Here is a 21,421-nt window from a genome sequence, read left to right as displayed (position 1 = left end):
ACTGCCATCCCCCTAAGCGCGACAAGCAAATGACGCTCGACGAGATCGTCGGCGAACTGCGGAGCGGAATGACCATCGGCCTCGGCGGCTGGGGTTCGCGGCGCAAGCCGATGGCCCTGGTCCGGGCGCTGCTGCGTTCGGACATCACCGATCTGACCGTCGTCGCCTACGGCGGCCCCGACCTGGGCCTGCTGTGCTCGGCGGGCAAGGTGCGCAAGGCCTACTACGGATTCGTGTCGCTGGACTCGGCTCCCTTCTACGACCCGTGGTTCGCCAAGGCGCGCACCGAGGGCGCGATCACAGTGCGCGAGATGGACGAAGGCATGATCAAGTGCGGTCTGCAAGCCGCCGCCGCCCGCCTGCCGTTCCTGCCCATCCGCGCCGGCCTGGGTTCGGCCGTGGTGGATTTCTGGGAAGGCGAACTGAAGACGGTTCAGTCCCCCTACCCGACCGACGGCAAGACCGAGACCCTGATCGCCATGCCCGCCCTGAATCTGGATGCCGCGTTCGTGCACCTGGACCTCGGCGATAAGCACGGCAATGCGGCCTACACCGGCGTCGACCCCTATTTCGACGACCTGTACTGCCTGTCGGCCGAGCGCCGCTACCTGTCGGTGGACCGCCTGGTCGAGACCGAGGAGCTGGTGAAGGCCGTTCCGCAACAGTCGATCATCCTCAACCGCATGATGGTCGACGGCGTGGTCGAGGCGCCGGGTGGCGCGCACTTCACCTTCTCCGGCAGCTACGGCCGCGATGAGAAGTTCCAGCGCCACTACGTGGAGGCCGCCAAGACCCCCGAGTCTTGGGCCGAGTTCAAGGCGCGCTACCTGGACGTGTCCGAGGACGAATACCAGGCCGCCGTCCGCGCTTTCGCCGAGGAGCAGAAGTAATGTCAGACACCGCAACGATTACCCGTGCCGAAGTCTGTGTCGTCGCCGCGGCCGAGATCTTCCGTGGCGCGGGCGAGATCATGGCCAGCCCCATGTCCACCGTCACCACCATCGGCGCCCGGCTGGCGCGGCTGACCTTCGAGCCGGATCTGCTGCTCTCCGACGGCGAGGCGCTGTTGTTCGCCGAGGTTCCGCCGATCGGCGGTAAGGCTCCCGTCGAGGGCTGGATTCCGTTCTCCCGGGTGTTCGATGTGGTCGCCTCCGGTCGCCGCCACGTCGTCATGGGCGCGAATCAGCTGGACCGGTACGGCAATCAGAATCTGTCGGCCTTCGGCCCGCTACAGCAGCCGACCCGGCAGATGTTCGGTGTGCGCGGCGCCCCCGGCAACACCATCAACCACGCCACCAGCTACTTCGTGCCAAGGCACAACAAGCGCGTGTTCTGCGAGACCGTCGACATCGTCTCCGGAATCGGCTACGACAAGATCGATCCCGAGAACCCCGCCTACCGGTTCCACCACCTGCACCGCGTGGTGAGCAACCTCGGCGTCTTCGACTTCGGCGGCCCCGGCCACACGATGCGGGCGCTGTCGCTGCATCCCGGTGTGGCCGCCGACGAGGTCGCCGAGAACACCTCGTTCGAGATCGCCGAGCTGGGCGAGGCGGGCGAAACCCGGCTGCCGACCGAGGAAGAGCTGCGGATCATTCGCACCGTTCTCGATCCCAAGGGGTTCCGGGACAAGGAGGTGTCGGCATGAGCGCACGGCTGCGGACGCCGCTGACCGAGCTGGTCGGCATCGAGCATCCGATCGTGCAGACCGGCATGGGCTGGGTCGCCGGGCCGCGGCTGGTCGCGGCCACCGCGGAGGCCGGCGGGCTTGGCATCCTGGCCTCGGCCACCATGACCTACGACGAGCTCGAAGCCGCCATCGCGAAGACCAAATCGCATACCTCGAAGCCGTTCGGTGTGAACATCCGCGCCGACGCCTCCGACGCCGGTGAGCGCATCGACCTGCTGATCCGGGAGAAGGTCAAGGTTGCCTCCTTCGCCCTGGCGCCCAAGCAGGACCTCATCGCGAAGCTGAAAGACGCCGGTGTCGTGGTTGTTCCGTCGATCGGCGCGGCCAAGCATGCGGTGAAGGTGGCGTCCTGGGGCGCGGACGCGGTGATCGTGCAGGGCGGTGAGGGTGGCGGACATACCGGTCCGGTGGCCACCACACTGCTGCTGCCGTCGGTGCTCGACGCGGTCGACATCCCGGTGGTCGCAGCCGGCGGCTTCTTCGACGGCCGCGGACTGGCCGCCGCACTCGCCTACGGCGCCGCAGGCATCGCCATGGGTACCCGCTTCCTGCTGACCCAGGAAAGCCAGGTCCCCGAAGCGGTGAAGCAGGAATACCTGAACCGGCACCTACAGGACACGGTGGTCTCGCTCAAGGTCGACGGCATGCCGCACCGCGTGCTGAACACCGAACTGGTGCAGCGCCTGGAGCATTCGGGCAACTGGCGCGGACTGACCGCCGCGGTCGCCAATGCCGCCAAGTTCAAGAGCATGACCGGCATGAAGTGGTCCACCATGGTCCGCGACGGTCTGGCCATGCGTAAGGCCAAGGACCTCACCTGGTCGCAGGTCATCATGGCCGCGAACACCCCGATGCTGCTGAAAGCGGGCCTGGTCGAGGGCAATACCGAGGCGGGCGTGCTCGCCGCGGGCCAGGTCACCGGCATCATCGATGATCTGCCGACCTGTCAGGAACTCATCGACCGCATCATTCGCGATGCGGTCGCGCGGATAGACACAATCGCCGCGCTCACCGACGACGCCCAGGCGATCCCCGGCGCGTCCAAGTAACCGGCCCTGCTCGGTCACCGGTCAGGCGGTCTCCCTTCACGGGAGGCCGCCTGACTTCGTTTCGGCCGAGGCGAACCGCATCAGGATGCCCATGCGGCGGCCAGTGGAGTTCCTGCCACTACGATAGATTGATGTAATCATTGCGTCGATCGCGACCGAAGTCGCACTGACGTTAGGTGCCCGACGGCGTGATCGGCAGGGCGGCGGGCCCGAATGCAAAGAGCGCGGATCGGCGTCGTCCGCGCTCCTGGAAGTGCTCAGGCGCTCGTGGCGACCTTACTGCTCGAATAGAGGTTGGGCAGCCCGAGATTGTCGCGCAGAGTCGTTCCGGTGTACTCCGTGCGAAGGGCGCCGCGATCTTGGAGTAGTGGCACCACCCGGTCGACGAATTCGTCGAGTCCCGAGGGCACCAGGTGGGAGCCGAGGATGAAACCGTCGGAGCCGTCGTTCTGCACAAAACTGTCGATCTTCTCGGCGATCTGACTCGCGGTGCCAACGAGCGGTCCTCGTTCGAACTGATCGATCACCACTTCGCGCAACGTCAGCTTCTTCTCCTCCGCCACCGCGCGTAGCTTGGCGACGGTGTCGAAGCGGTCCTGGTAGACGAAGGCCTTGCCCTGAATGATCGGCGGCGCTTCGGGATCCGGGTCGATATCGGGCACCGGACCCTCGGGGTCGTAGGTAGACAGATCGCGGTTCCAGATCTGTTCCAGCAGGATCAGCGCGGTCTGGCCGGTGACCTGTTCATTGCGAATGGCATGGAACTTCTCTGTCGCCTCGGCCTCGGTGTCGCCGAGCACGAAACTGGCCGACGGCAGGATCTTGATGTCGTCGGCCGACCGGCCCGCCGCTACCGCACGAGCCTTGATGTCACGGTAGAAGTCGGCGGCCTCGGGCAGCTTGCCGTACGGGGAGAAGATCGCGTCGGCGTTAGCAGCGGCGAAATCCCGCCCCTGCGGTGAGACACCGGCCTGGAGGGTCACCGGCCTGCCCTGCGGGCTGCGCGGCACGGTGAATCGGCCGGAAATATCGAACTGGCTGCTCTTGATGGCGAACGAGCCCGCATCCGGCCGGGCCAGGAAACGCCCGGTGTCGCGGTCGGCGACGATATCGCCTGCCTCCCACGAATCCCACAGCTCCCGTACCGCCGCGACCGTCTCCTCCGCGCGGGCGTACCGCTGTGAGCGATCCAGATATCCACCGCGCCGGAAGTTCTGGCCGGTGAAGGCGTCGAACGAGGTGACCACATTCCATGCAGCTCGACCACCGGACAGATGATCCAGCGTCGCGAACTGCCGTGCCAGCTCGTAGGGCTCGTTGAACGTGGTGTTGATGGTGCCCGCGAGCCCGAGATGTTCGGTGACTGCGGCCAGGGACGCGAGGACAGTGAAGGTATCGGGCCGACCAACGATGTCCTGGTCGAAAATCTTGCCTGCCCGCTCGCGCAGTGCCAATCCCTCGGCGAGGAAGAAGAAATCGAACTTGCCCCGTTCGGCGGTGCGTGCGGTGTGTTCGAACGAGCCGAAATCGATCTGACTGCCCGCTTCCGGATGCCACCAGGAGGTGTGGTGGTTGACGCCACCGAGGTAGGCGCCGAGGATGACCTGCTTGCGTGGAGTGCTCATGGTGACCTCGTTCAGGCGATGGCGTAGCGGCTGGGGATGGTTGTGGACAATCCGAGCAGGGCGCGCAGCGAACCGTCGGGGTACTCGGTGCGGGCGAGTCCGCGGGTGCGCAGCGCAGGGACGAGGTGGTCGGCAATGGCGGTCAGATCGTCGACCGCCACACCGGGACGCACGCGGAATCCGTCGATGCCGAGTTCGTTCCATTGCGCCAGCAGGTCGGCCAGCTGATCGGCGCTGCCAGTGAATATCGCGGCGTCGGAGCTGAATTCGCTGCCGGACAATTCGTTGAGGCGGGCCAATCGCTCGGCGCCGGTCTCGTCCAGCGAGTCGAGGAAGACGACAAGGTCGGCGTACACCTGCAAAAGATCACCGGTCCTGCCCGCCGCAGCCGCGGCGACTTCGGCGAGCACCGGTGCCGGACCGTCGTCGATATCCGGCGTGACGAACACCAGATCGGCAGCGCGCGCGGCGAACTCGTAGACCACCGGATGATGGGCGAGTGCGGTCACCACCGGCTGCCCCTGCGGTGGCCGAGGCGTGATGGACGGACCGCGCACGCGGAAGAATCGGCCTTCGAAGTCGATGTAGTGCAGCTTGTCGCGCTCGATGAAGCGCCGGTTGGGGATATCACGGATCTCGGCGCCGTCCTCCCAGCTGTCCCACAGCCTGCGCACCACCTCCACGGCGTCGCCTGCCTCGTCGAACAACTCCACGACCGATTCGGGCAGCGGCTCACCACTGCGCACGCGCACGAGATCATCGGCGGTGAGCGCGCGGATCTCGCGTCGCCCGAAATGCCCGGCCTCGGTGGCGGCACCGGACACCTTCACCTGCCAGCCTGCCCGTCCGTGCGAGGTGAAATCCAAGGTGGCCAGCGCCTTCGAGACATGGAAGGGCTCGGTGTGCGTGGTCGTCACGGTCGGGATCAGCCCGATGTGTTTGGTCACCGGAGCGATCCGTGCGGCGATCAGATGCGCGTCGAGCCTGGCCCGGACCCGGTCCACCCGGTCACCGAACTCGTGGCGTTCACCAGGCACGGTGAGGCTGTCCTCGATGGTGAGGAAATCGAGCAGCCCACGCTCGGCGGTCGTGGCCAGGTCCACCCAATAGCCGGGTTCGAACAAGTGCGCCGGACGGGAGTTCGGTTCCCGCCATGCGGCCGGATGCCAGCCCGCCCCGTCCAGCGCGACGCCGAGATGCAGAGGGTTCGATGCCATCGTTTCCCGTTCCTGTGGATGCGCGAATGATCTACTTCGCCAACGTAAGAAACGAGCAGACCGCGGACAACGGTTCTGCTGACCCTGATCGGAATACCGCCGACCTCATGCGTCGCAGTCTCCGGCTGCGGAGCTGGGATCTCCGCTATCGGTCGAGGAGGTGGAGCGGGCGATCGGAGCCGGATCGAGTTCACCAACGCTCAGGCGGACACGTCAGGGATGAGGACGGGTCCGGAGCCGTCGGCCAGCGATTGCGCACCCGCCACACCCACCAGCGATGCAGCGACCGCCGGACGCACCGGAATCAACGGTGCCGCACCGTGTTCGATGGCGGCGCGGAATCCCTCCAGCACCGCGATGGTGCCTTCGGCCATCCGGTCGACCGGCTCTCCACCCACCAGATAGGCGGCAGGTACCCGGACCTCCTCGCGGGTCTGCCCGTCGGGCTGTGCCCACCCTTCCGTGCGCACCCGCACCGACCAGGCACTGTCGCCGGAGGCGCGCACCGATTCAGCGAGCCCGTTGGCGCCGCGCACCGATACCCAGCTCCAATGGCTGTCGGCCTCTCCGGCGAGAAAGCCGTGGCGAGCCAGTGCCAGGGTGCCGTCCGAGAGGCGGATGACCAGCACGACAGCGGCCGGGCGGTCGCCACCTGGACCGACCGGGAACGCGCTGACCTCGACCGGCCATGCGCCGGTGAGGTTCAGCAGCGGGGAAACGGTGTGCGTGCAGTACGCGGTCGGTGCGATGCGACCGCGCCAGTGCGCCGGGTCGCCGATGAGTCCGGCGGTGTCCTGCGGCGACAGACTGTGCAGATAATCGGCCTCGACCGAGACGACAGTGCCGAGTTCGCCGGATTCCACCGACTCGCGCACCAACCGCATATGTGGATGGAAGACATAGTTCTCGGCGAACGAGTAAGTCGCCCTCGATCGCTCGGCCGCGGCGATGAGCTCGCGCCCCTCTTCCTCGGAGGCACAGGCCGCCGCCTCCGACAGCACATGAACCCCGCGGTCCAGGAACGCGATGGCCAACTCCGCATGCGCGTCGAAATCATTGGCGATGATCACGCCATCGAGGCCCGCATCGAGCAGTTCGGCCCAGTCCACACTCGCCCGAGCCGAGGGAAACTTCGCGTGCGCGGCAGCCAGACGTTCGGGGTCACGATCACAGATCGCTCCCACCTCGAGCCCGATCCGCGCCGCCCACTCCGCCATATACAGTCCCCGTAGCAGACCCACAATTCCGATACTCATTGTTTCGGTATACGTGCGGGACGGGAATCTCTCAACCAGATTTCGCCTCCACGTGCGAGAAGACGACTTGATTCGCACGACTACGGTCGAGTTCGGCCCCCGCTTGGTGGGCGCTTCGCGTCTACCGCGTCGATTTACGGAACGCCGGCGCGACAGCCGATGACGCTGGCCGGCAAAGCCACGCTAGATGGAACCTATGATCCGGCGATTGATCCCGTTCCGCGCTGCCGGGTCAGATCTGCGCCGAGCGCACCTGTCCGGTTCGGTAGGCCGGGTTCTTCGGTAACGCAGATTGGCGGCCTCCAACTAGGGAGGCCGCCAATCTGCGTTTTCGGATCCGGCGCGACAGAACCGCTTTCGCGGCGATGCGAACGCGTAGGTATGAACGCAACCCGCCGGGATGTGCTGTCCCGGCACATCGGTCCTGCGAAGCCGCTCGGTCACGAAGACCGGGCCGCTATCGGCGAGGGATCAGCGATCCAAACGCTCGATGATGGTCACGTTGGCCGTGCCACCACCCTCACAGATGGTGAGCAGGCCATAGCGTCCGTTGACTCGCTCCAGCTCGTTGAGCAGGGTAGCGAACAGTTTGGCGCCGGTGGCGCCGAGCGGGTGGCCGAGGGCGATGGCGCCGCCGTTGACGTTGACCTTCTCCGGATCGGCGCCGGTCTCCTTCAGCCAGGCCAGCACGACCGGGGCGAAGGCCTCGTTGATCTCGACGACGTCGATATCGTCGATGGTCAGCCCGGCCTTCTCCAGCGCCCACTTGGTGGCGGGGATCGGGGCGCTGAGCATGAAGATCGGGTCGGCGCCGCGGGCGCTGACGTGCACGATGCGGGCACGCGGGGTGAGGCCGTATTCCTGCACCGCCCACTCGGAGGCGAGCAGGGTGGCGCTGGCGCCGTCGGAGATCTGCGAGGCGACCGCGGCGGTGAGGGGGCTGCCCTCGGCCAGTGCGGGCAGCGACGCCATCTTCTCCAGGCTGGTTTCGCGCGGGCCCTGATCGATCCAGAAGTCGCCGACCGGCACGATTTCGCGATCGAAGCGGCCGTCCTTGATGGCGTTGCGGGCGCGCTCATGGCTGCGCAGCGCCCAGCGCTCCATGTCCTCGCGGCTGATGCCCCACTTCTCGGCGATCAGCTGTGCGCCGTGGAACTGTGACACCTCGCCGGTGCCGTAGCGGTGATCCCAGCCCTGCGCGCCGACGAACGGCGATTCGTAGCCGTACTCCTTACCCGCGAGCATGGCCGCCGAGATCGGAATGGCGCTCATGTTCTGCACACCGCCCGCGACGATCACCTCGGCGGTACCGCTCATGATGGCCTGCGCGCCGAAGTTGATGGCCTGCTGGCTGGAACCGCACTGCCGGTCCACCGTGACGCCGGGAACTTCCTCCGGATACCCGGCCACCAGCCAGGCGGTGCGACCGATATTGCCTGCCTGCGGGCCGATGTTGTCGACGCAGCCGACGATGACGTCGTCGACCACACCGGGATCGATCGGGTTGCGGTCGAGCAGACCACGCAGGGCCGCGGCACCGAGATCGGCCGGGTGCACGCCGGCCAGCGCGCCGCCGCGCTTGCCGACCGGGGTGCGCACCGCGTCGATCACGTACGCCTCGCGCAACGGGGTGTAGGGGCGGCGCGAACCGGAAGGTGTTGACATGTTCAGACTCCTACGTGGTGTGCCCGGGCACGGTCAGCCCGTCGAGCACGATGGTCAGATATTGCTTGGCGAGGTTGTCTACGGTGACCGGCCCACCCGGCTGGTACCAGCGCACAGCGACCCAGACGGTGTCGCGCAGGAATCGGTAGGCCAGCTCGATATCGAGTTCGGCCCGGAAACTGCCGTCACCGACTCCGCTGGTCAGCACCTGATGCCAGAGGGCGCGGAACTCCTTGTTGTATTCGTCGATGTAGGTGAAGCGTTCGACGCCGCGCAGGCGTTTGGCCTCGGCCTGGTAGATGGCGACCGCTGCGTGCGAGCGGTCGAACGATTCGTAGGAGGCCAGCACCAGCGCCTCGAGGGTGTCGCGGGAACTCAGCCCGGACGCGACGATTTCGCGGTAGCGGCCGAACAGGTCGTCGAGAAAGCCGCGCAGGATCTCATCGACCATCGATTCCTTGGAATCGAAATGGTGGTACAGGCTGCCCGATAGGATTCCGGCCGCATCGGCGATATCGCGCACGGTGGTGGCGCGCAGACCCCGCTCGGCGAACAGGTCGGCCGCCAATCCGAGCAGTTCGGTGCGCCGGGCTGATTTGGACGGGTCTGGTGCGGTCACCCGGCCATAATACAACCAAGCATTTGCTTGGGATAGTGGGGCGAGATTTTCAGCGGGCCGAGTATCGCAGCGGGGAAGACATCGACAGGTCCGCCAGCAGCCGGTCACAGATGACGATCGGTGAGATTCCGGCGCGCATCATGCGCATCACCAGGGCCAATCGCCTTTCGCAGCTGTCCCATTCGACCGTGAGGGGTTTGCGGCCCGGACCGGCGTCGACGGTCGCCATGACCCGCGGCGGGCCGTAACGCGTGGGCTCCTCGATCAGCTTCAGCACCATGCCGCGCTGCCAGGCCTGGTAGGTGTCCATATCCGCGGCTGTCACCAATTTGTCGGTGACGGCGCACAAGCCTTGGGCGATCTCGTCGGAGAAGGTATCGCGGTCGAATCGGAATTTGCGCGACCGGCGCACCACCTCGAGCAGATCGGCGCGCACCTCGTAGAGCCGGTCGATCTGATGGGTCCTGCGCCGCTCGGCCTCGCCGCCCGAACCACCGCTGCCCAACCCGATGCGGCGCGCGCGTGCCCGCTCGCGCGCCATATCGGCACGCAGGGCACCGCGGGGATCGCGGGCTATGTCGTTCTCGTCGACGGCGTAGGCCTCGAGAATGCGCACCGCCCGCGCGGCGACGGCCGATCTGCGCTTGCGGTCCAGGAGTTCGGCACCGAAGGTCAACGCGGCCAGGACCAGGGATTCCTGCCTGCGTCTGGCAAGCACGACGTCACGCACCAACTCGAGTTCGAGTTGTTCGCGTGTAGGCTTTTCTCGGGCAATTCGGCGGTCTGGGCCCATAGCCATCGCCCCTCCGGGTGTGCGATCCCGACCTCAACCAGCATCGCACAAGCGGGCCCGGACGGACCCGGCTTTTTCGGTCCCGGAAGCGCGCTCCCTAGGCGCGCTGGCTGCTGATGGAGACGATTTCCCCGGTCAGATACGTGGTGTAGTCACTGGCCAGCATGGCGATCGTGGCAGCGACCTCCCATGGCTCGGCGGCCCGGCCGAAGGCTTCGCCCTCGGAGAGCCGGTCGAGCAGTTCGGTGGAGCTGACCTTGTCCAGGAACGCGTGCCTGGCGATGCTCGGCGAGACCGCGTTGATCCGCACACCCAGCTCCGCCGCCTCGACGGCACTGCACCTGGTCAACGCCATCACGCCCGCCTTGGCCGCGGCGTAATGGGCCTGGCCGTACTGGGCGCGCCAGCCGAGCACGCTGGCGTTGTTGACCACCACACCGCCGTGGCCTGCCTCGCGGAAGTAGGCGAGTTCGGCGCGGGTGCAGCGGAAGGTGCCGTTGAGGGTCACATCGAGCACGCGGTCCCACTGCTCGTCGGTCATATCGACTACCGGGGTCTCACCGCCGAGGCCGGCGTTGTTGACGAAGATGTCGACCCGGCCCAGCGCCGCGGCGGCGCCGCGCACCAGTTCGTCGACCTGTTCGGTGCTGCACACATCGCAGACGATGGCCTCGACCTTGCGGTCGGGGAATTCGGCACTCAGCTCGGCGCGGGTCTCCCCCAGCCTGCGTTCGTGCCAGTCGGAGACGACGACGTCGGCGCCCTCCGACAGCAGCCTGCGCGCGGTCGCCGAGCCGATACCGGTCCCGGCGGCGGCCGTGACCACGGCTTTGCGATCGGTCAGCAGACCGTGTCCGGCCACAACAGCGGGCGCGACAGACAAAGAAACGCTTTCACTCATGACGGACGAGCCTCCCGCGGCAGACCGAGCACGCGCTCGGAGATGATGTTGCGCTGCACTTCGTTCGAACCTCCGTAGATGGTGTCGGCGCGGGTGAACAGATACAACCGCTGCCATTCGTCGAGATCGTCGTCGGCGGCCACCAGGCCCGCCGCTCCGCGTACCGCCATGGCGAGTTCGCCGAGGCCGCGATGCCAGTTGGCCCACAGCAGTTTCGCCACCGAGGCCTGACCACCGCCGTCGTCGGCGCCCGCGTTCTCCATGGTGCGCATGGCGTGCGCGCGCAATACCCGCAGCCCGACCCAGGCGCGATCGATCTGGTCGGCGATCAGCGGGTCGTCGAGGGCGCCGGTCTTGCGCGCCAGCTCCTCGACGCCTGCGAGTTCACGCTCGAAGCGGATCTGCTGGCCGAGGGTGGAGATGCCGCGTTCGAAGGTCAGCGTGCCCATGGCGATGCGCCAGCCGTCACCGGGCTCGCCGACAACCAGGTCGGCGGCGGTGCGGGCATCGTCGAAGAAGACCTCGTTGAACTCCGAGGTGCCGGTGAGCTGATTGATCGGACGCACGGTGACGCCCGGCTGATCCATGGGAACCAGCAGGTAGGACAGGCCCTTGTGCCGCTTGGAGCCGGGCTCGGTGCGGGCAACCACGAAGCACCAGTCGGCCACATGCGCCAGCGAGGTCCAGATCTTCTGGCCGTTGATCGACCATTCATCGCCGTCGAGGCGGGCCGAGGTGGTTACGGCGGCCAGGTCGGAACCCGCGCCGGGTTCGGAATAGCCCTGGCACCACAGCTCGCTGACGGTCCGGATGCCGGGCAGGAAGCGTTGCTTCTGCGCCTCGGTGCCGAAGGCGAGCACGGTCGGGCCGAGCAGTTCCTCACCGACGTGGGAGACCCGCGCGGGCGCATCGGCCTTGGCGTACTCCTCGTGGAAGATGATCTGCTGCCGCACGCTCGCCTCGCGGCCGCCGTATTCCTTCGGCCAGCCGAGACACGTCCACCCGGACGCCGCCAGATGGCGATCCCAGGCCAGTCGTTCATCGAACGCCTCATGCTCGCGGCCGGGACCGCCGAGGCCACGCAGCTGCTTGAACTCGCCGTTCAGGTTCTCCGTCAGCCATGCGCGGATCTCGGCGCGGAAGGCGGCATCGTCGCCGGTAGCGGCCGATATCGCCGAAGTCGGCCCGCCACTGCGGCCGGTGTCGGATTCTGAGGTCTGGATCGCACCCACGCCAGTAGGATAACCTACCAAGCACTTGCTTTGTAAGGCTCTGGTCTTACTGACCGCACCGACGGTGAGGACAACCCGTGACAACCCCTGCACAGACCACCCCGATGGCGCTGCACGATGCGGCGCACACCTTCGGCACCGCACCGGCCGTGGCCGACGGCGATATACGCCTGGACTGGACACAGCTGCTGGAAGCGGTGCAGGACGTGGCGCGGGCGCTCATCGCACGTGGGGTGGAACGCGGCGACCGCATCGCGATGTGGGCGCCGAACACCCACCACTGGATCACCGCCGCATTGGCCGCGCACTACTGCGGCGCGGCGCTGGTTCCGCTCAACACCCGCTACACCGCCGACGAGGCCGCCGATGTGCTGCGCAGGGTGGATGCCAAGGCGTTGTTCATCTCCGGGCCGTTTCTGCGGCGCGAGCGGCTCACCGAACTGCTGGCCGCCGCGCCTGATCTCGAGATCCCGACGATCGTGGTCATCCCGGTCGAGGCACCGATGACAGTCGAGTCGTCATCGGTGACCTCGGCCGATCCCCGGGTACTCGACTGGTCGGAGCTGCCGCGGGTCGCCGAAGCGGTGACCCGTGAGCAGGCGCGGGAGCGTGCGGAATCGGTCAGCCCCGACGACGTCGCCGACATCCTGTTCACCTCCGGCACCACCGGCCGCAGCAAAGGCACGCTGGTGGCGCAACGGCAGGCGCTGTCGGTGGTGCGCGCGTGGGTCGACTGCTCGACGCTCGACAGCTCGGACCGATACCTGATCGTCAACCCGTTCTTCCACAACTTCGGCTATAAGGCGGGCATCCTGGCCTGCCTGGTCACCGGCGCGACGATCGTGCCGCAGGTGGTCTTCGACGTGCCGCAGACGATGCGGATGATCGGCGAGGAGAAGATCACCGTGCTGCCAGGACCGCCGACGATCTACCAGACCATCCTCGAGTTCCCCGACCGGCAGCAGTACGACCTGGGTTCGCTGCGCGTCGCGGTCACCGGCGCCGCGACGGTGCCGGTGGTGCTGATCGAACGGATGCGTTCGGAGCTGGCCTTCGATGTCGTGATCACCGCGTACGGGCTGTCGGAATCGGCGGGATTCGGCACGATGTGCCGCGCCGAGGACGACGCCGTAACCATCGCCAATACCTGTGGTCGCGCCATCGCCGGATACGAGCTGCGCATCGATACCACCGGTGAGGTGCTGCTGCGCGGACCCAACGTCATGCTCGGCTACCTCGACGACCCCCAGGCCACCGCCGAGACCATCGACGCCGACGGCTGGTTGCACACCGGCGATATCGGCACCGTCGACGAGCGCGGCTATCTGAAGATCACCGACCGGCTCAAGGACATGTACATCAGCGGCGGCTTCAACGTCTATCCGGCCGAGATCGAGCAGGCACTCGCCCGGCTCGACGGCGTTGCCGAATCGGCCGTCATCGGGGTACCCGACACCCGGATGGGTGAGGTCGGCAAGGCCTATGTCGTGCGCAAACCCGGGTCAACGCTCACCGAGGAGCAGGTGATCGCCCACGCCACCACCGTGCTGGCCAATTTCAAGGTGCCGCGCGTCGTCGAATTCCGCGACCAGCTGCCCTACAGCGCCGCCGGGAAGGTGCTCAAACGTCAACTACGTGAGGAGAAGTCGTAATGCCTGCCGAAGAAGCAGCGGTGCCGTTCGAACCGGATGTGGTGACCTATGAGCGCCGCGGCGCGGTCGCCGTCATCACCATGAACCGCCCGGACTACCGCAACGCCCAGAACTCGGTGATGACCTACGCTCTCGACGCCGCGTTCGAGCGGGCCGTGGAGGACCCGGAGGTCGGCGTCATCGTGCTGGCCGGCAACGGCAAGCATTTCAGCGCCGGACACGACATCGGCACGCCGGGCCGCGACCATCATGTGCGCTACCCGAACAAGGCCGCCCTGTGGTGGGACCATGTGGACCGGGCCGGTGGCGATCAGCGCTTCGCCCGCGAGACCGAGGTGTACCTCGGGATGTGCCGTCGCTGGCGTGAGATCCCCAAGCCGATGATCGCCATGGTGCAGGGCGCCTGCATCGCGGGTGGGCTCATGCTGGCCTGGGTGTGCGATCTGATCGTCGCCTCCGAGGACTCGTTCTTCTCCGATCCCGTGGTGCGGATGGGCATTCCGGGTGTCGAGTACTTCGCGCATCCGTGGGTGCTCGGTCCGCGGGCGGCCAAGGAGTTCCTGTTCACCGGCGATCGGTTCAGTGCTCAGCAGGCCAAGGAGTGGGGCATGGTCAACCGGGTCGTGCCGCGTGCGGAGCTCGAGACCGAGACCTTCGCGCTGGCCGACAAGATCGCGACCATGCCGCAGTTCGGCCTGGCGCTGACCAAGAAGGCCGTCAACCAGGCCGAGGATCTGATGGGGATGCGTGCGGGCATGGACTCGGTGTTCGGCCTGCACCATTTCGCGCACGCCCACAACGCGGAGGTCGGCGCGGATTCCCTCGGCGGTATGAACGCCAAATCAATGAAGGCCACGGCGAGTTCGGCGCAGGCCGACGCCACGCAGAACGGGGCGAAGTAAGTGGATCTGGATCTGGATCAGGCCACCCGCGACTTCCAGTTGGAAGTCCGCGATTTCCTGGCCGCGAACAAACCGGCCGAGCCGTTGCCGTCGATGGACACCAAGGCCGGGTTCGAGGCGCATCGGGAGTGGGAGCACACCCTCGCCGAAGCCAGGTATTCGGTGGTGTCGTGGCCGGAGGAGTTCGGTGGACGTGACGCCTCGCTGCTGGAATGGGTGCTGTTCGAGCAGGAGTACTACGCCGCGGCCGCACCCGGCCGGGTGAGCCAGAACGGCATCTTTCTGCTGGCGCCCACCCTGTTCGAGCACGGCACTCCCGAGCAGCTGGCGCGGATCATGCCGCGCATGGCCCGCGGCGACGATATCTGGGCGCAGGCCTGGTCGGAGCCGGAAGCCGGCAGCGACCTGGCCGGTATCCGCTCCACCGCGCGCCGAACCGACGGCGGCTGGCTGCTGAGCGGGCAGAAGACGTGGAGTTCGCGTGCGGCCTATGCGGACAGGGCCTTCGGCCTGTTCCGCAGCGACCCGGAGGCCGAACGCCATCGCGGGCTCACCTACGTGATGTTCGCGCTGGACGCCGAGGGCGTCACGGTGCGTCCGATTCCGCAGCTCGACGGTGAACCCGGTTTCGCGGAGATCTTCCTGGATGAGGTGTTCGTCCCGGACTCCGACGTCATCGGTGCACCCAACGAGGGCTGGCGGGTCGCGATGAGCACCTCCAGCAACGAACGCGGACTGTCGCTGCGCAGCCCCGGCCGCTTCAGCGCCACCTCGCAGCGGCTGATCGAGCTGTGGTCGAGCACCGAGGACGCGGGCACCGCCGCGCGCGATGCCGTGGTGGACGCCTGGATCGGCAGCGAGGCCTACCGGTTGCACACCTTCGGCACCGTCACCCGGTTGAACGAGGGCGGCAAGCTCGGCGCGGAATCCTCGATCACCAAGGTGTTCTGGTCCGAACTCGATATCGCCATGCACGAAACGGCACTGGATCTGCTCGGCGACACCGCCGAGGTGGCCGGGCCGTGGACCGACGGCTACCTGTTCTCGCTGTCGGGACCGATCTACGCCGGTACCAACGAGATCCAACGCAACATCATCGCCGAGCGGCTCCTCGGCCTACCGAGAGGAGGCGGCCGATGAGGTTCGCACTGAGCCCGGAACACGTCGATTTCGCCGCCAGTGTGCGCAAGCTGCTCGACGCCGGTAAGACACCCGCCGCGGTCCGCGCGTGGGCCGCGGGTGAGCACGCCGCCGGACGCACGCTGATCGAACAGCTCGCCGGGGCGGGGGTGTTCGGGCTCGCTGTCGCCGAAGAATTCGACGGCATCGGCGCCGAACCGATCGACCTGGTCGTGGCGTTCGGAGAACTCGGGCGCTCGGCTGCGCCGGGGCCGCTGGTCGAGTCGGCCGCCACGATTCCCGCGTTGCTGCAAGCGCTTGCGGGCACGGCGTCCGGAACTGCCGGCGTCTCCGGCACTTCTGCCGCAGACGCGGCGGCGCGGTGGCTGCCGGGTATCGCGGCGGGCACGACGCTCGGCACGATCGCCATCGCCTCACCGGGGCGCGGGGCGATCGCTCTGGACGCCGATGTGGCCGACGTGATCCTGATCGCGGACGGCGATCGGCTGCACACCGCAAAGATCGGCGAGCCGGTGCGTTCGGTGGACCCGGCGCGACGGTTGTTCACCGTCGTCCCGGACGAGTTGATCGCCGAGGGTGCGGGGGTCACCACCGCCATCACCGCCGGTTTCGATGCCGGTGCACTGGCGTGCGCTGCGCAACTACTCGGCGCGGGTCGCGGCCTGCTGGACGCGGCGACGGAATACGCCAAGCAGCGCAGGCAGTTCGGCCGGCCGATCGGCGAGTTCCAGGCCGTGAAGCAGAAGCTGGCCGACGTGCTCATCGCCCTCGATCTGGCCGAACCCCTGCTGCACCGCGCGGCATTGACGGCAGGCGGTCCCGACCGCAGTCGCGACGTCTCCGCGGCCCTGGTGGCCTGCGGCGATGCCGCCCACCTCGCCGCACGAACCGGCCTCCAGGTGCACGGCGCGATCGGCTACACCGCCGAATACGACCTGTCGCTGCTGCTGACGAAGGTCACGGCGCTGCGTTCGGCGTGGGGCACACCGGACTTCCACCGCGGGCGTATCGCCGAGGCATTGCGCGCCGCAGGCAAGAACGGAGTTGTTGCGTGATCACCGAGGAGCAGCAGGAACTCGTCGCCGCCGTGCGGGGAGCCGTCGCTCGTAGCGGCGGGCCAACGGTCGGCCGGGAGGCGCTGGAAAGCGAACTCGGTTACGACGCCGCACTGTGGCGGACGCTGTGTGAGCAGGTCGGGGTCGCGGCGTTGGCGATTCCCGAGGAGTTCGGCGGGTTCGGCGCGAGCGTGGTCGAATCGCTGCTGGTGGTCGGCGAACTCGGCCGCTCGCTGGCCGGCGTTCCGATGCTGGGGTCGGCGGTTCTCGGTACGCAGGCGGTGCTGCTGTCCGGTGATTCGGAGGCGTGTGAACGGCTGCTGCCGGATGTCGCCGAAGGCGCAGGCACACTTGCGGTGTGCTGGGCCGGGACGGACGGCTGGGACAGCTTCGGAGTGCGAGCCGACGGTGAAACCCTCAGCGGGACGGCGCACTACGTGCTCGACGCCGCCAACGCGACCACGCTGATCGTTGTCACCGAGTCCGGCCTGTTCGAGGTCGATCCGGCCGCAACTGGTGTCGAACGCCGCCCGTCCGCCACCATGGATCCGACCCGCAAGCTCGGCGAAATAACCTTCACGAACGTGACCGGACGCAGGCTCGGCACCGGCGATCCGGCGCCGATCATCGCCCGGTTGCGCGAGATCGCCTGGGCGGCACTGGCGGCCGAGCAGGTCGGCGCGGCCGAACAGTGCCTGGAGATGACGGTCGAGTACGCGAAGTCGCGGGTGCAGTTCGGTCGCCCGATCGGCAGCTTCCAAGCGCTCAAGCACCGCATGGCCGATATGTACGTGCTGGTCGAATCCGCCAAGTCCACCTCCTATGCCGCGACGTTCGCGGTCGGCACCGGCAGCCCGTCGGCCGCCGAGGACGTCTGGGTCGCCCGCCGCCACTGCTCGGAGACCTACTCGACGGTGGCCGCCGAAATGGTTCAGCTGCACGGCGGTATCGCCATCACCTGGGAGCACGACGCCCACCTGCACTTCAAGCGGGCCCACGGGGACGCGCTGCTGTTCGGGAAGCCGCGGCACCGGCCGCTTCCCCAGTCGGCGTAAGCGGACTACTCAACTCGACTGCCCGGCCGCACATCGATTCGTGCGGCCGGGCAGTCGCGTCTTTGGTGACTCATTTCACCACAAATAGATAGTTAGCCTATGTAATAATATTCAGGTGCAGCAGAGCCAGGCGACATCCGCAGAGGACATCGTCGTCGATCTCGTGGTCAACGCCGCTCGGCTGACTCGGCTGGCCGGGGTGATCAGTGGTGACACCCTCCCACCGCGCGCGGAACTGCGGGCACTGTCGGTGCTCGACGAGCACGGTGAACTACGGGTCAGCGAATTCGCCCGCATCGATCGATGTTCACAACCGGCGGCAACGGCGCTGATCGGCAAGCTGGTCGCGGACGGATACGCCACCCGGCACAAAGACCCAGACGATGCCCGGGCCGTTGTCGTCGCCCTCACCCCGGCCGGACGAAACCGGCTGGTCGAATCCCGCCGAGCCTTCGGCGCCGCGCTCGCCGCGCGACTGCCCGGCTACGACACCGACCGACTGATCCGGCTGGAGGCCGAACTCACCGAATTGCTGGACGCGCTCAAAGCAACCGACGACGCGAACCGGCACGAACCGACACCGAGGGAACACCGATGACAACCACGACCAGGACGCACAGCGCCGCGCCCGCAGCAGAGAAGATCAAGCAACCCAAGGCGGTGTGGGCCGTCGCCTTCGCGAGCGTCATCGCGTTCATGGGCATCGGCCTGGTCGACCCGATCCTCAAGCCGATCGGTGAGCAGCTCAACGCCTCGCCGTCGCAGGTATCGCTGCTGTTCACCAGCTACATGCTGGTCACCGGTGTGGCGATGCTGATCACGGGTGTGGTGTCGAGCCGGTTCGGGGCGAAGAAGACGCTGCTGGCCGGTCTGGCCATCATCGTGGTGTTCGCGGCGCTGGCCGGTATGTCGAGCTCTGTCGAGCAGATCGTCGGGTTCCGCGCGGGCTGGGGCCTGGGCAATGCCCTGTTCATCGCGACCGCATTGGCGACCATCGTCGGCGCGGCCAGCGGCGGCGTCGCCCGCGCCATCATCCTCTACGAGGCCGCGCTCGGTATCGGCATCGCGACCGGCCCGCTGGTCGGCGGTCTACTGGGCGGGGTCAGCTGGCGTGGACCGTTCTTCGGTGTTTCCGTGCTGATGGCCATCGCGTTCATCTGCCTCGTGGTGCTGCTGCCCGAGACCCCGAAGCCTGCCAAGCCGACCTCGATCACCGCGCCGTTCAAGGCGCTGCGCCACCGCGGCCTGCTCGTGGTCAGCCTGACCGCGCTGTTCTACAACTTCGGCTTCTTCACCCTGCTCGCCTACACCCCGTTCCCGCTGGACATGGGCACCTACGCGATCGGCTTCATCTTCTTCGGCTGGGGCCTGATGCTCGCGGTGGCCTCGGTGTACTTCGCTCCCGCGCTGCAACGCCGCTTCGGCACCCTGCCGATGATGGGTCTGGCACTGGCGCTGTTCGCCGCCGACCTAGCGGTGATGGCCATGTTCGCCGAGCACAAGCCCGTACTGATCGTCGGCGTGGTGCTGGCCGGCCTGTTCCTCGGCGTGAACAACACCCTGATCACCGAGGCCGTGATGATCTCCGCGCCGGTCGAACGCTCCACCGCCTCGGCCGCCTACAGCTTCGTCCGCTTCGCAGGCGGCGCCGCGGCACCGTGGCTGGCAGGCAAGCTCGGCGAACACAACACCGCACTGCCGTTCTGGGTCGGCGCCGCCTGCACCGCCGTCGCCGTGCTCGTCCTGCTCGGCGGACGCTCCGCACTGGCCCATATCGACGACCACGATCCCGAACCGCACAGCGTCGAGGAGGCGCAAGCGATCACCGTCGGCGACTGACGACCTCGGTCGTTCGATCCGCAGGCCCCGCCCACCCGGCGGGGCCTGTTCGCTGTTAGTACACACTCCTACCTGCGCGGATATCGGTCGGAGTACCGTCAGAAGGTATGACCGAAGTGCAGCGGGAGCAGGTCAGGATCGAGCCGTGTCATAAGCGAGTGCGGGTGTATTTCGGGGGGAAGCTCGTCGCCGACACTACCCGGCCGTCCTTGGTCTGGGAGATCCCCTACTACCCCACCTACTACATCCCGGTTGCCGACCTGCGCGCGAAACTCGAGCCCAATGGCAGTGTCCGCGAATCCATCCACCGCGGTGAGGGCACCGGGTACGACCTGGTCGTCGACGGTGCGATCGTGCCAGGCGCGGCGGTGCGGTACCTGGAGTCGTCGGAGCTGAGCGAGCTGGTGCGGTTGGACTGGAATGCGATGGACGAATGGTTCGAGGAGGACGAGCCCATCTACGTGCACCCGCGTGATCCTTACTCGCGGGTCGACATCCTCAACAGCTCGCGCAATGTTCGGGTGGAGCTCGACGGCGTCACCGTCGCCGACTCGAACGCTCCGCGCATTCTGTTCGAAACCGGCCTGCCCGCACGGTATTACCTGCCGCTCACCGATGTGCGGATGGATCTGCTGCACCCCTCCACCACCCACAGCAGCTGCCCCTACAAAGGCAATGCCGACTACTGGAACATCCGCATCGGCGACACCGACCACGCCGACCTGGTGTGGATCTACCGCACGCCGGTGGCGGAGAGCCAGAAGATCGCCGGGCTGGCTTGCTTCTACAACGAGAAGGTCGACATCTATATCGACGGTGAGTTGCAGGAGCGTCCGCAGACGCCGTTCAGCTGAGGCAGCGGTAGCCGGTCAGACCATCAGCGAGTTCGGCGGCGTCCTCGTCGCGAAACGCGGCCCGGGCCTGTTGGAGTGCGAAAGTGGCCCGGATGGTGGATATTCGCGCCGACAAGGTCTCATCTTTCGGGTCCGCCAGAGCCAGTAGCGCGCGCAGGAACTCGTCGCCGTAGCCCGCGGCGAGCGCCGCGTAGTCCTCGGCGCGATCACCGATACCGACATCGTCCCAGTCGACGACACCGCGCAGCACCGGCCCCGCCTCGGTGGTTTCCCACAGCAGGTTCTCGCCGCCGAGATCACCGTGGACGACCGCTTCGGCCGGCGTCGACAGCAGGTCGAGTGCGGCCAGCTCGCGGTCTGCTCGGTATCGGCCGTCTGCGCTCATCAAGGGGTACAGCTCTGCGCGCACGTCAGCGGCGAATTCGGCCCAGCGAGAGGGTGCGGCAATGGGCAGCTCCGCACGTATCGCGGGATCGCCGCCCGCCGTGGCCAAGGCGCTGAGCAGGTCGTGACATTGCCGCGCAACGTCTTCGACCGCCCCATCCACCGATCCCGGATCCAGCGGTGCTCCCGGAATGCGCGACAGCATCAGGTAGGGCAACCGACCGTCGGCGCCGACCGCCAGCGGTTCCGGAACCGCGACGCCGAGCCCCAGCTCGCCGAGCACTCGCAACCGCGCAGCCCGCATCGGCAGGCGCGCGCCCGCCGCCGATGTGCGCGGCAGGCACACGACGGCATCCGCACCGAGCACGACGAGATGGAATTGCCCCTCCCGCACTTCGAGTTCCGCCACCCGTTCACCGGGCAGCAATTCCCCCAACAGGTCCACGTACTCGACAAGCCGGGCATCCGCCGGCCGAACATCCATGCTCTCGTT

Annotated in this window: 20 protein-coding genes; 11 read left to right on the top strand and 9 right to left on the bottom strand. The window is 67.3% G+C overall.

What is annotated here, in order from left to right:
* The first annotated feature begins 29 nt into the window (after positions 1–29).
* The 3 genes from ACFXNW_RS04280 to ACFXNW_RS04270 are packed head-to-tail and all read left to right on the top strand — an operon-like array spanning position 30 to position 2,739.
* The gene (locus ACFXNW_RS04280; RefSeq protein WP_379416292.1) at positions 30–890 is read left to right on the top strand and encodes a CoA transferase subunit A; all 861 of its coding nucleotides are present in this window, start codon (positions 30–32) and stop codon (positions 888–890) included.
* Positions 890–1,648: a CoA-transferase subunit beta gene (locus ACFXNW_RS04275; RefSeq protein WP_379415760.1), complete on the top strand. Its 759-nt coding sequence runs from the start codon at positions 890–892 to the stop codon at positions 1,646–1,648. The genes ACFXNW_RS04280 and ACFXNW_RS04275 overlap by 1 nt, the downstream gene beginning before the upstream one ends.
* On the top strand, positions 1,645–2,739 hold the full coding sequence (locus ACFXNW_RS04270) for an NAD(P)H-dependent flavin oxidoreductase (protein ID WP_379415758.1): 1,095 nt from the start codon (positions 1,645–1,647) through the stop codon (positions 2,737–2,739). Before ACFXNW_RS04275 ends, ACFXNW_RS04270 begins: the two co-directional genes overlap by 4 nt.
* Before the next feature lie 257 nt (positions 2,740–2,996).
* Here ACFXNW_RS04270 and ACFXNW_RS04265 read toward each other — a convergent pair whose 3' ends face one another.
* The 8 genes from ACFXNW_RS04265 to ACFXNW_RS04230 form a co-directional block, all read right to left on the bottom strand.
* Positions 2,997–4,364 carry an NtaA/DmoA family FMN-dependent monooxygenase gene (locus tag ACFXNW_RS04265; RefSeq protein WP_379415757.1) on the bottom strand — a complete coding sequence of 456 codons (1,368 nt, stop codon included), beginning with the start codon at positions 4,362–4,364 and terminating at the stop codon, positions 2,997–2,999.
* Positions 4,365–4,375: 11 nt separating this feature from the next.
* Entirely contained in the window at positions 4,376–5,581 is a 1,206-nt protein-coding gene (locus ACFXNW_RS04260; RefSeq protein ID WP_379415755.1) for an LLM class flavin-dependent oxidoreductase, read from the bottom strand.
* A gap of 200 nt (positions 5,582–5,781) precedes the next feature.
* The gene (locus ACFXNW_RS04255) at positions 5,782–6,837 is read right to left on the bottom strand and encodes a Gfo/Idh/MocA family protein (RefSeq protein ID WP_379415754.1); all 1,056 of its coding nucleotides are present in this window, start codon (positions 6,835–6,837) and stop codon (positions 5,782–5,784) included.
* Between the two features lie 471 nt (positions 6,838–7,308).
* Positions 7,309–8,463 (bottom strand): acetyl-CoA C-acetyltransferase, encoded by a 1,155-nt coding sequence (locus ACFXNW_RS04250; protein WP_379416290.1) that lies wholly within the window; start codon positions 8,461–8,463, stop codon positions 7,309–7,311.
* Between the two features lie 49 nt (positions 8,464–8,512).
* Complete coding sequence (locus tag ACFXNW_RS04245) at positions 8,513–9,121, bottom strand: TetR/AcrR family transcriptional regulator (protein WP_379415753.1); 609 nt, start codon at positions 9,119–9,121, stop codon at positions 8,513–8,515.
* A gap of 49 nt (positions 9,122–9,170) precedes the next feature.
* Positions 9,171–9,920: a hypothetical protein gene (locus tag ACFXNW_RS04240; protein WP_379415752.1), complete on the bottom strand. Its 750-nt coding sequence runs from the start codon at positions 9,918–9,920 to the stop codon at positions 9,171–9,173.
* Between the two features lie 91 nt (positions 9,921–10,011).
* Positions 10,012–10,815 (bottom strand): SDR family oxidoreductase, encoded by an 804-nt coding sequence (locus ACFXNW_RS04235; protein ID WP_379415751.1) that lies wholly within the window; start codon positions 10,813–10,815, stop codon positions 10,012–10,014.
* Positions 10,812–12,047, bottom strand: a complete 1,236-nt coding sequence (locus tag ACFXNW_RS04230) for an acyl-CoA dehydrogenase family protein (protein WP_379415750.1) — start codon at positions 12,045–12,047, stop codon at positions 10,812–10,814. Before ACFXNW_RS04230 ends, ACFXNW_RS04235 begins: the two co-directional genes overlap by 4 nt.
* A 77-nt stretch (positions 12,048–12,124) precedes the next feature.
* Between ACFXNW_RS04230 and ACFXNW_RS04225 the strand changes: the two genes are divergently transcribed.
* The 8 genes from ACFXNW_RS04225 to ACFXNW_RS04190 all read left to right on the top strand — a co-directional run bounded on the left by ACFXNW_RS04225 (position 12,125) and on the right by ACFXNW_RS04190 (position 20,544).
* Positions 12,125–13,699, top strand: a complete 1,575-nt coding sequence (locus tag ACFXNW_RS04225; RefSeq protein ID WP_379415748.1) for a FadD3 family acyl-CoA ligase — start codon at positions 12,125–12,127, stop codon at positions 13,697–13,699.
* Complete coding sequence (locus ACFXNW_RS04220; protein ID WP_379415747.1) at positions 13,699–14,601, top strand: enoyl-CoA hydratase; 903 nt, start codon at positions 13,699–13,701, stop codon at positions 14,599–14,601. Before ACFXNW_RS04225 ends, ACFXNW_RS04220 begins: the two co-directional genes overlap by 1 nt.
* Positions 14,602–15,741: an acyl-CoA dehydrogenase family protein gene (locus ACFXNW_RS04215; protein ID WP_379415745.1), complete on the top strand. Its 1,140-nt coding sequence runs from the start codon at positions 14,602–14,604 to the stop codon at positions 15,739–15,741.
* A complete protein-coding gene (locus tag ACFXNW_RS04210; RefSeq protein ID WP_379415743.1) occupies positions 15,738–16,796 on the top strand; it encodes an acyl-CoA dehydrogenase family protein in 1,059 nt (352 codons plus the stop codon). Before ACFXNW_RS04215 ends, ACFXNW_RS04210 begins: the two co-directional genes overlap by 4 nt.
* On the top strand, positions 16,793–17,851 hold the full coding sequence (locus tag ACFXNW_RS04205) for an acyl-CoA dehydrogenase family protein (protein ID WP_379415742.1): 1,059 nt from the start codon (positions 16,793–16,795) through the stop codon (positions 17,849–17,851). Before ACFXNW_RS04210 ends, ACFXNW_RS04205 begins: the two co-directional genes overlap by 4 nt.
* 115 nt (positions 17,852–17,966) lie before the next feature.
* Positions 17,967–18,449: a MarR family winged helix-turn-helix transcriptional regulator gene (locus ACFXNW_RS04200; protein ID WP_379415741.1), complete on the top strand. Its 483-nt coding sequence runs from the start codon at positions 17,967–17,969 to the stop codon at positions 18,447–18,449.
* Positions 18,446–19,690 (top strand): MFS transporter, encoded by a 1,245-nt coding sequence (locus ACFXNW_RS04195; RefSeq protein ID WP_379415739.1) that lies wholly within the window; start codon positions 18,446–18,448, stop codon positions 19,688–19,690. Before ACFXNW_RS04200 ends, ACFXNW_RS04195 begins: the two co-directional genes overlap by 4 nt.
* A gap of 107 nt (positions 19,691–19,797) precedes the next feature.
* Positions 19,798–20,544: a DUF427 domain-containing protein gene (locus ACFXNW_RS04190; RefSeq protein ID WP_379415738.1), complete on the top strand. Its 747-nt coding sequence runs from the start codon at positions 19,798–19,800 to the stop codon at positions 20,542–20,544.
* On the opposite strand, the gene ACFXNW_RS04185 is transcribed toward ACFXNW_RS04190, so the two are convergent.
* Positions 20,537–21,412 (bottom strand): aminoglycoside phosphotransferase family protein, encoded by an 876-nt coding sequence (locus ACFXNW_RS04185; protein ID WP_379415737.1) that lies wholly within the window; start codon positions 21,410–21,412, stop codon positions 20,537–20,539. The genes ACFXNW_RS04190 and ACFXNW_RS04185 overlap by 8 nt on opposite strands.
* Between the last annotated feature and the right edge of the window lie 9 nt (positions 21,413–21,421).

The sequence above is a fragment of the Nocardia sp. NPDC059180 genome (assembly GCF_042754945.1).
Lineage (GTDB): Bacteria > Actinomycetota > Actinomycetes > Mycobacteriales > Mycobacteriaceae > Nocardia.
This window is presented reverse-complemented; position numbering and strand designations above follow the sequence as displayed.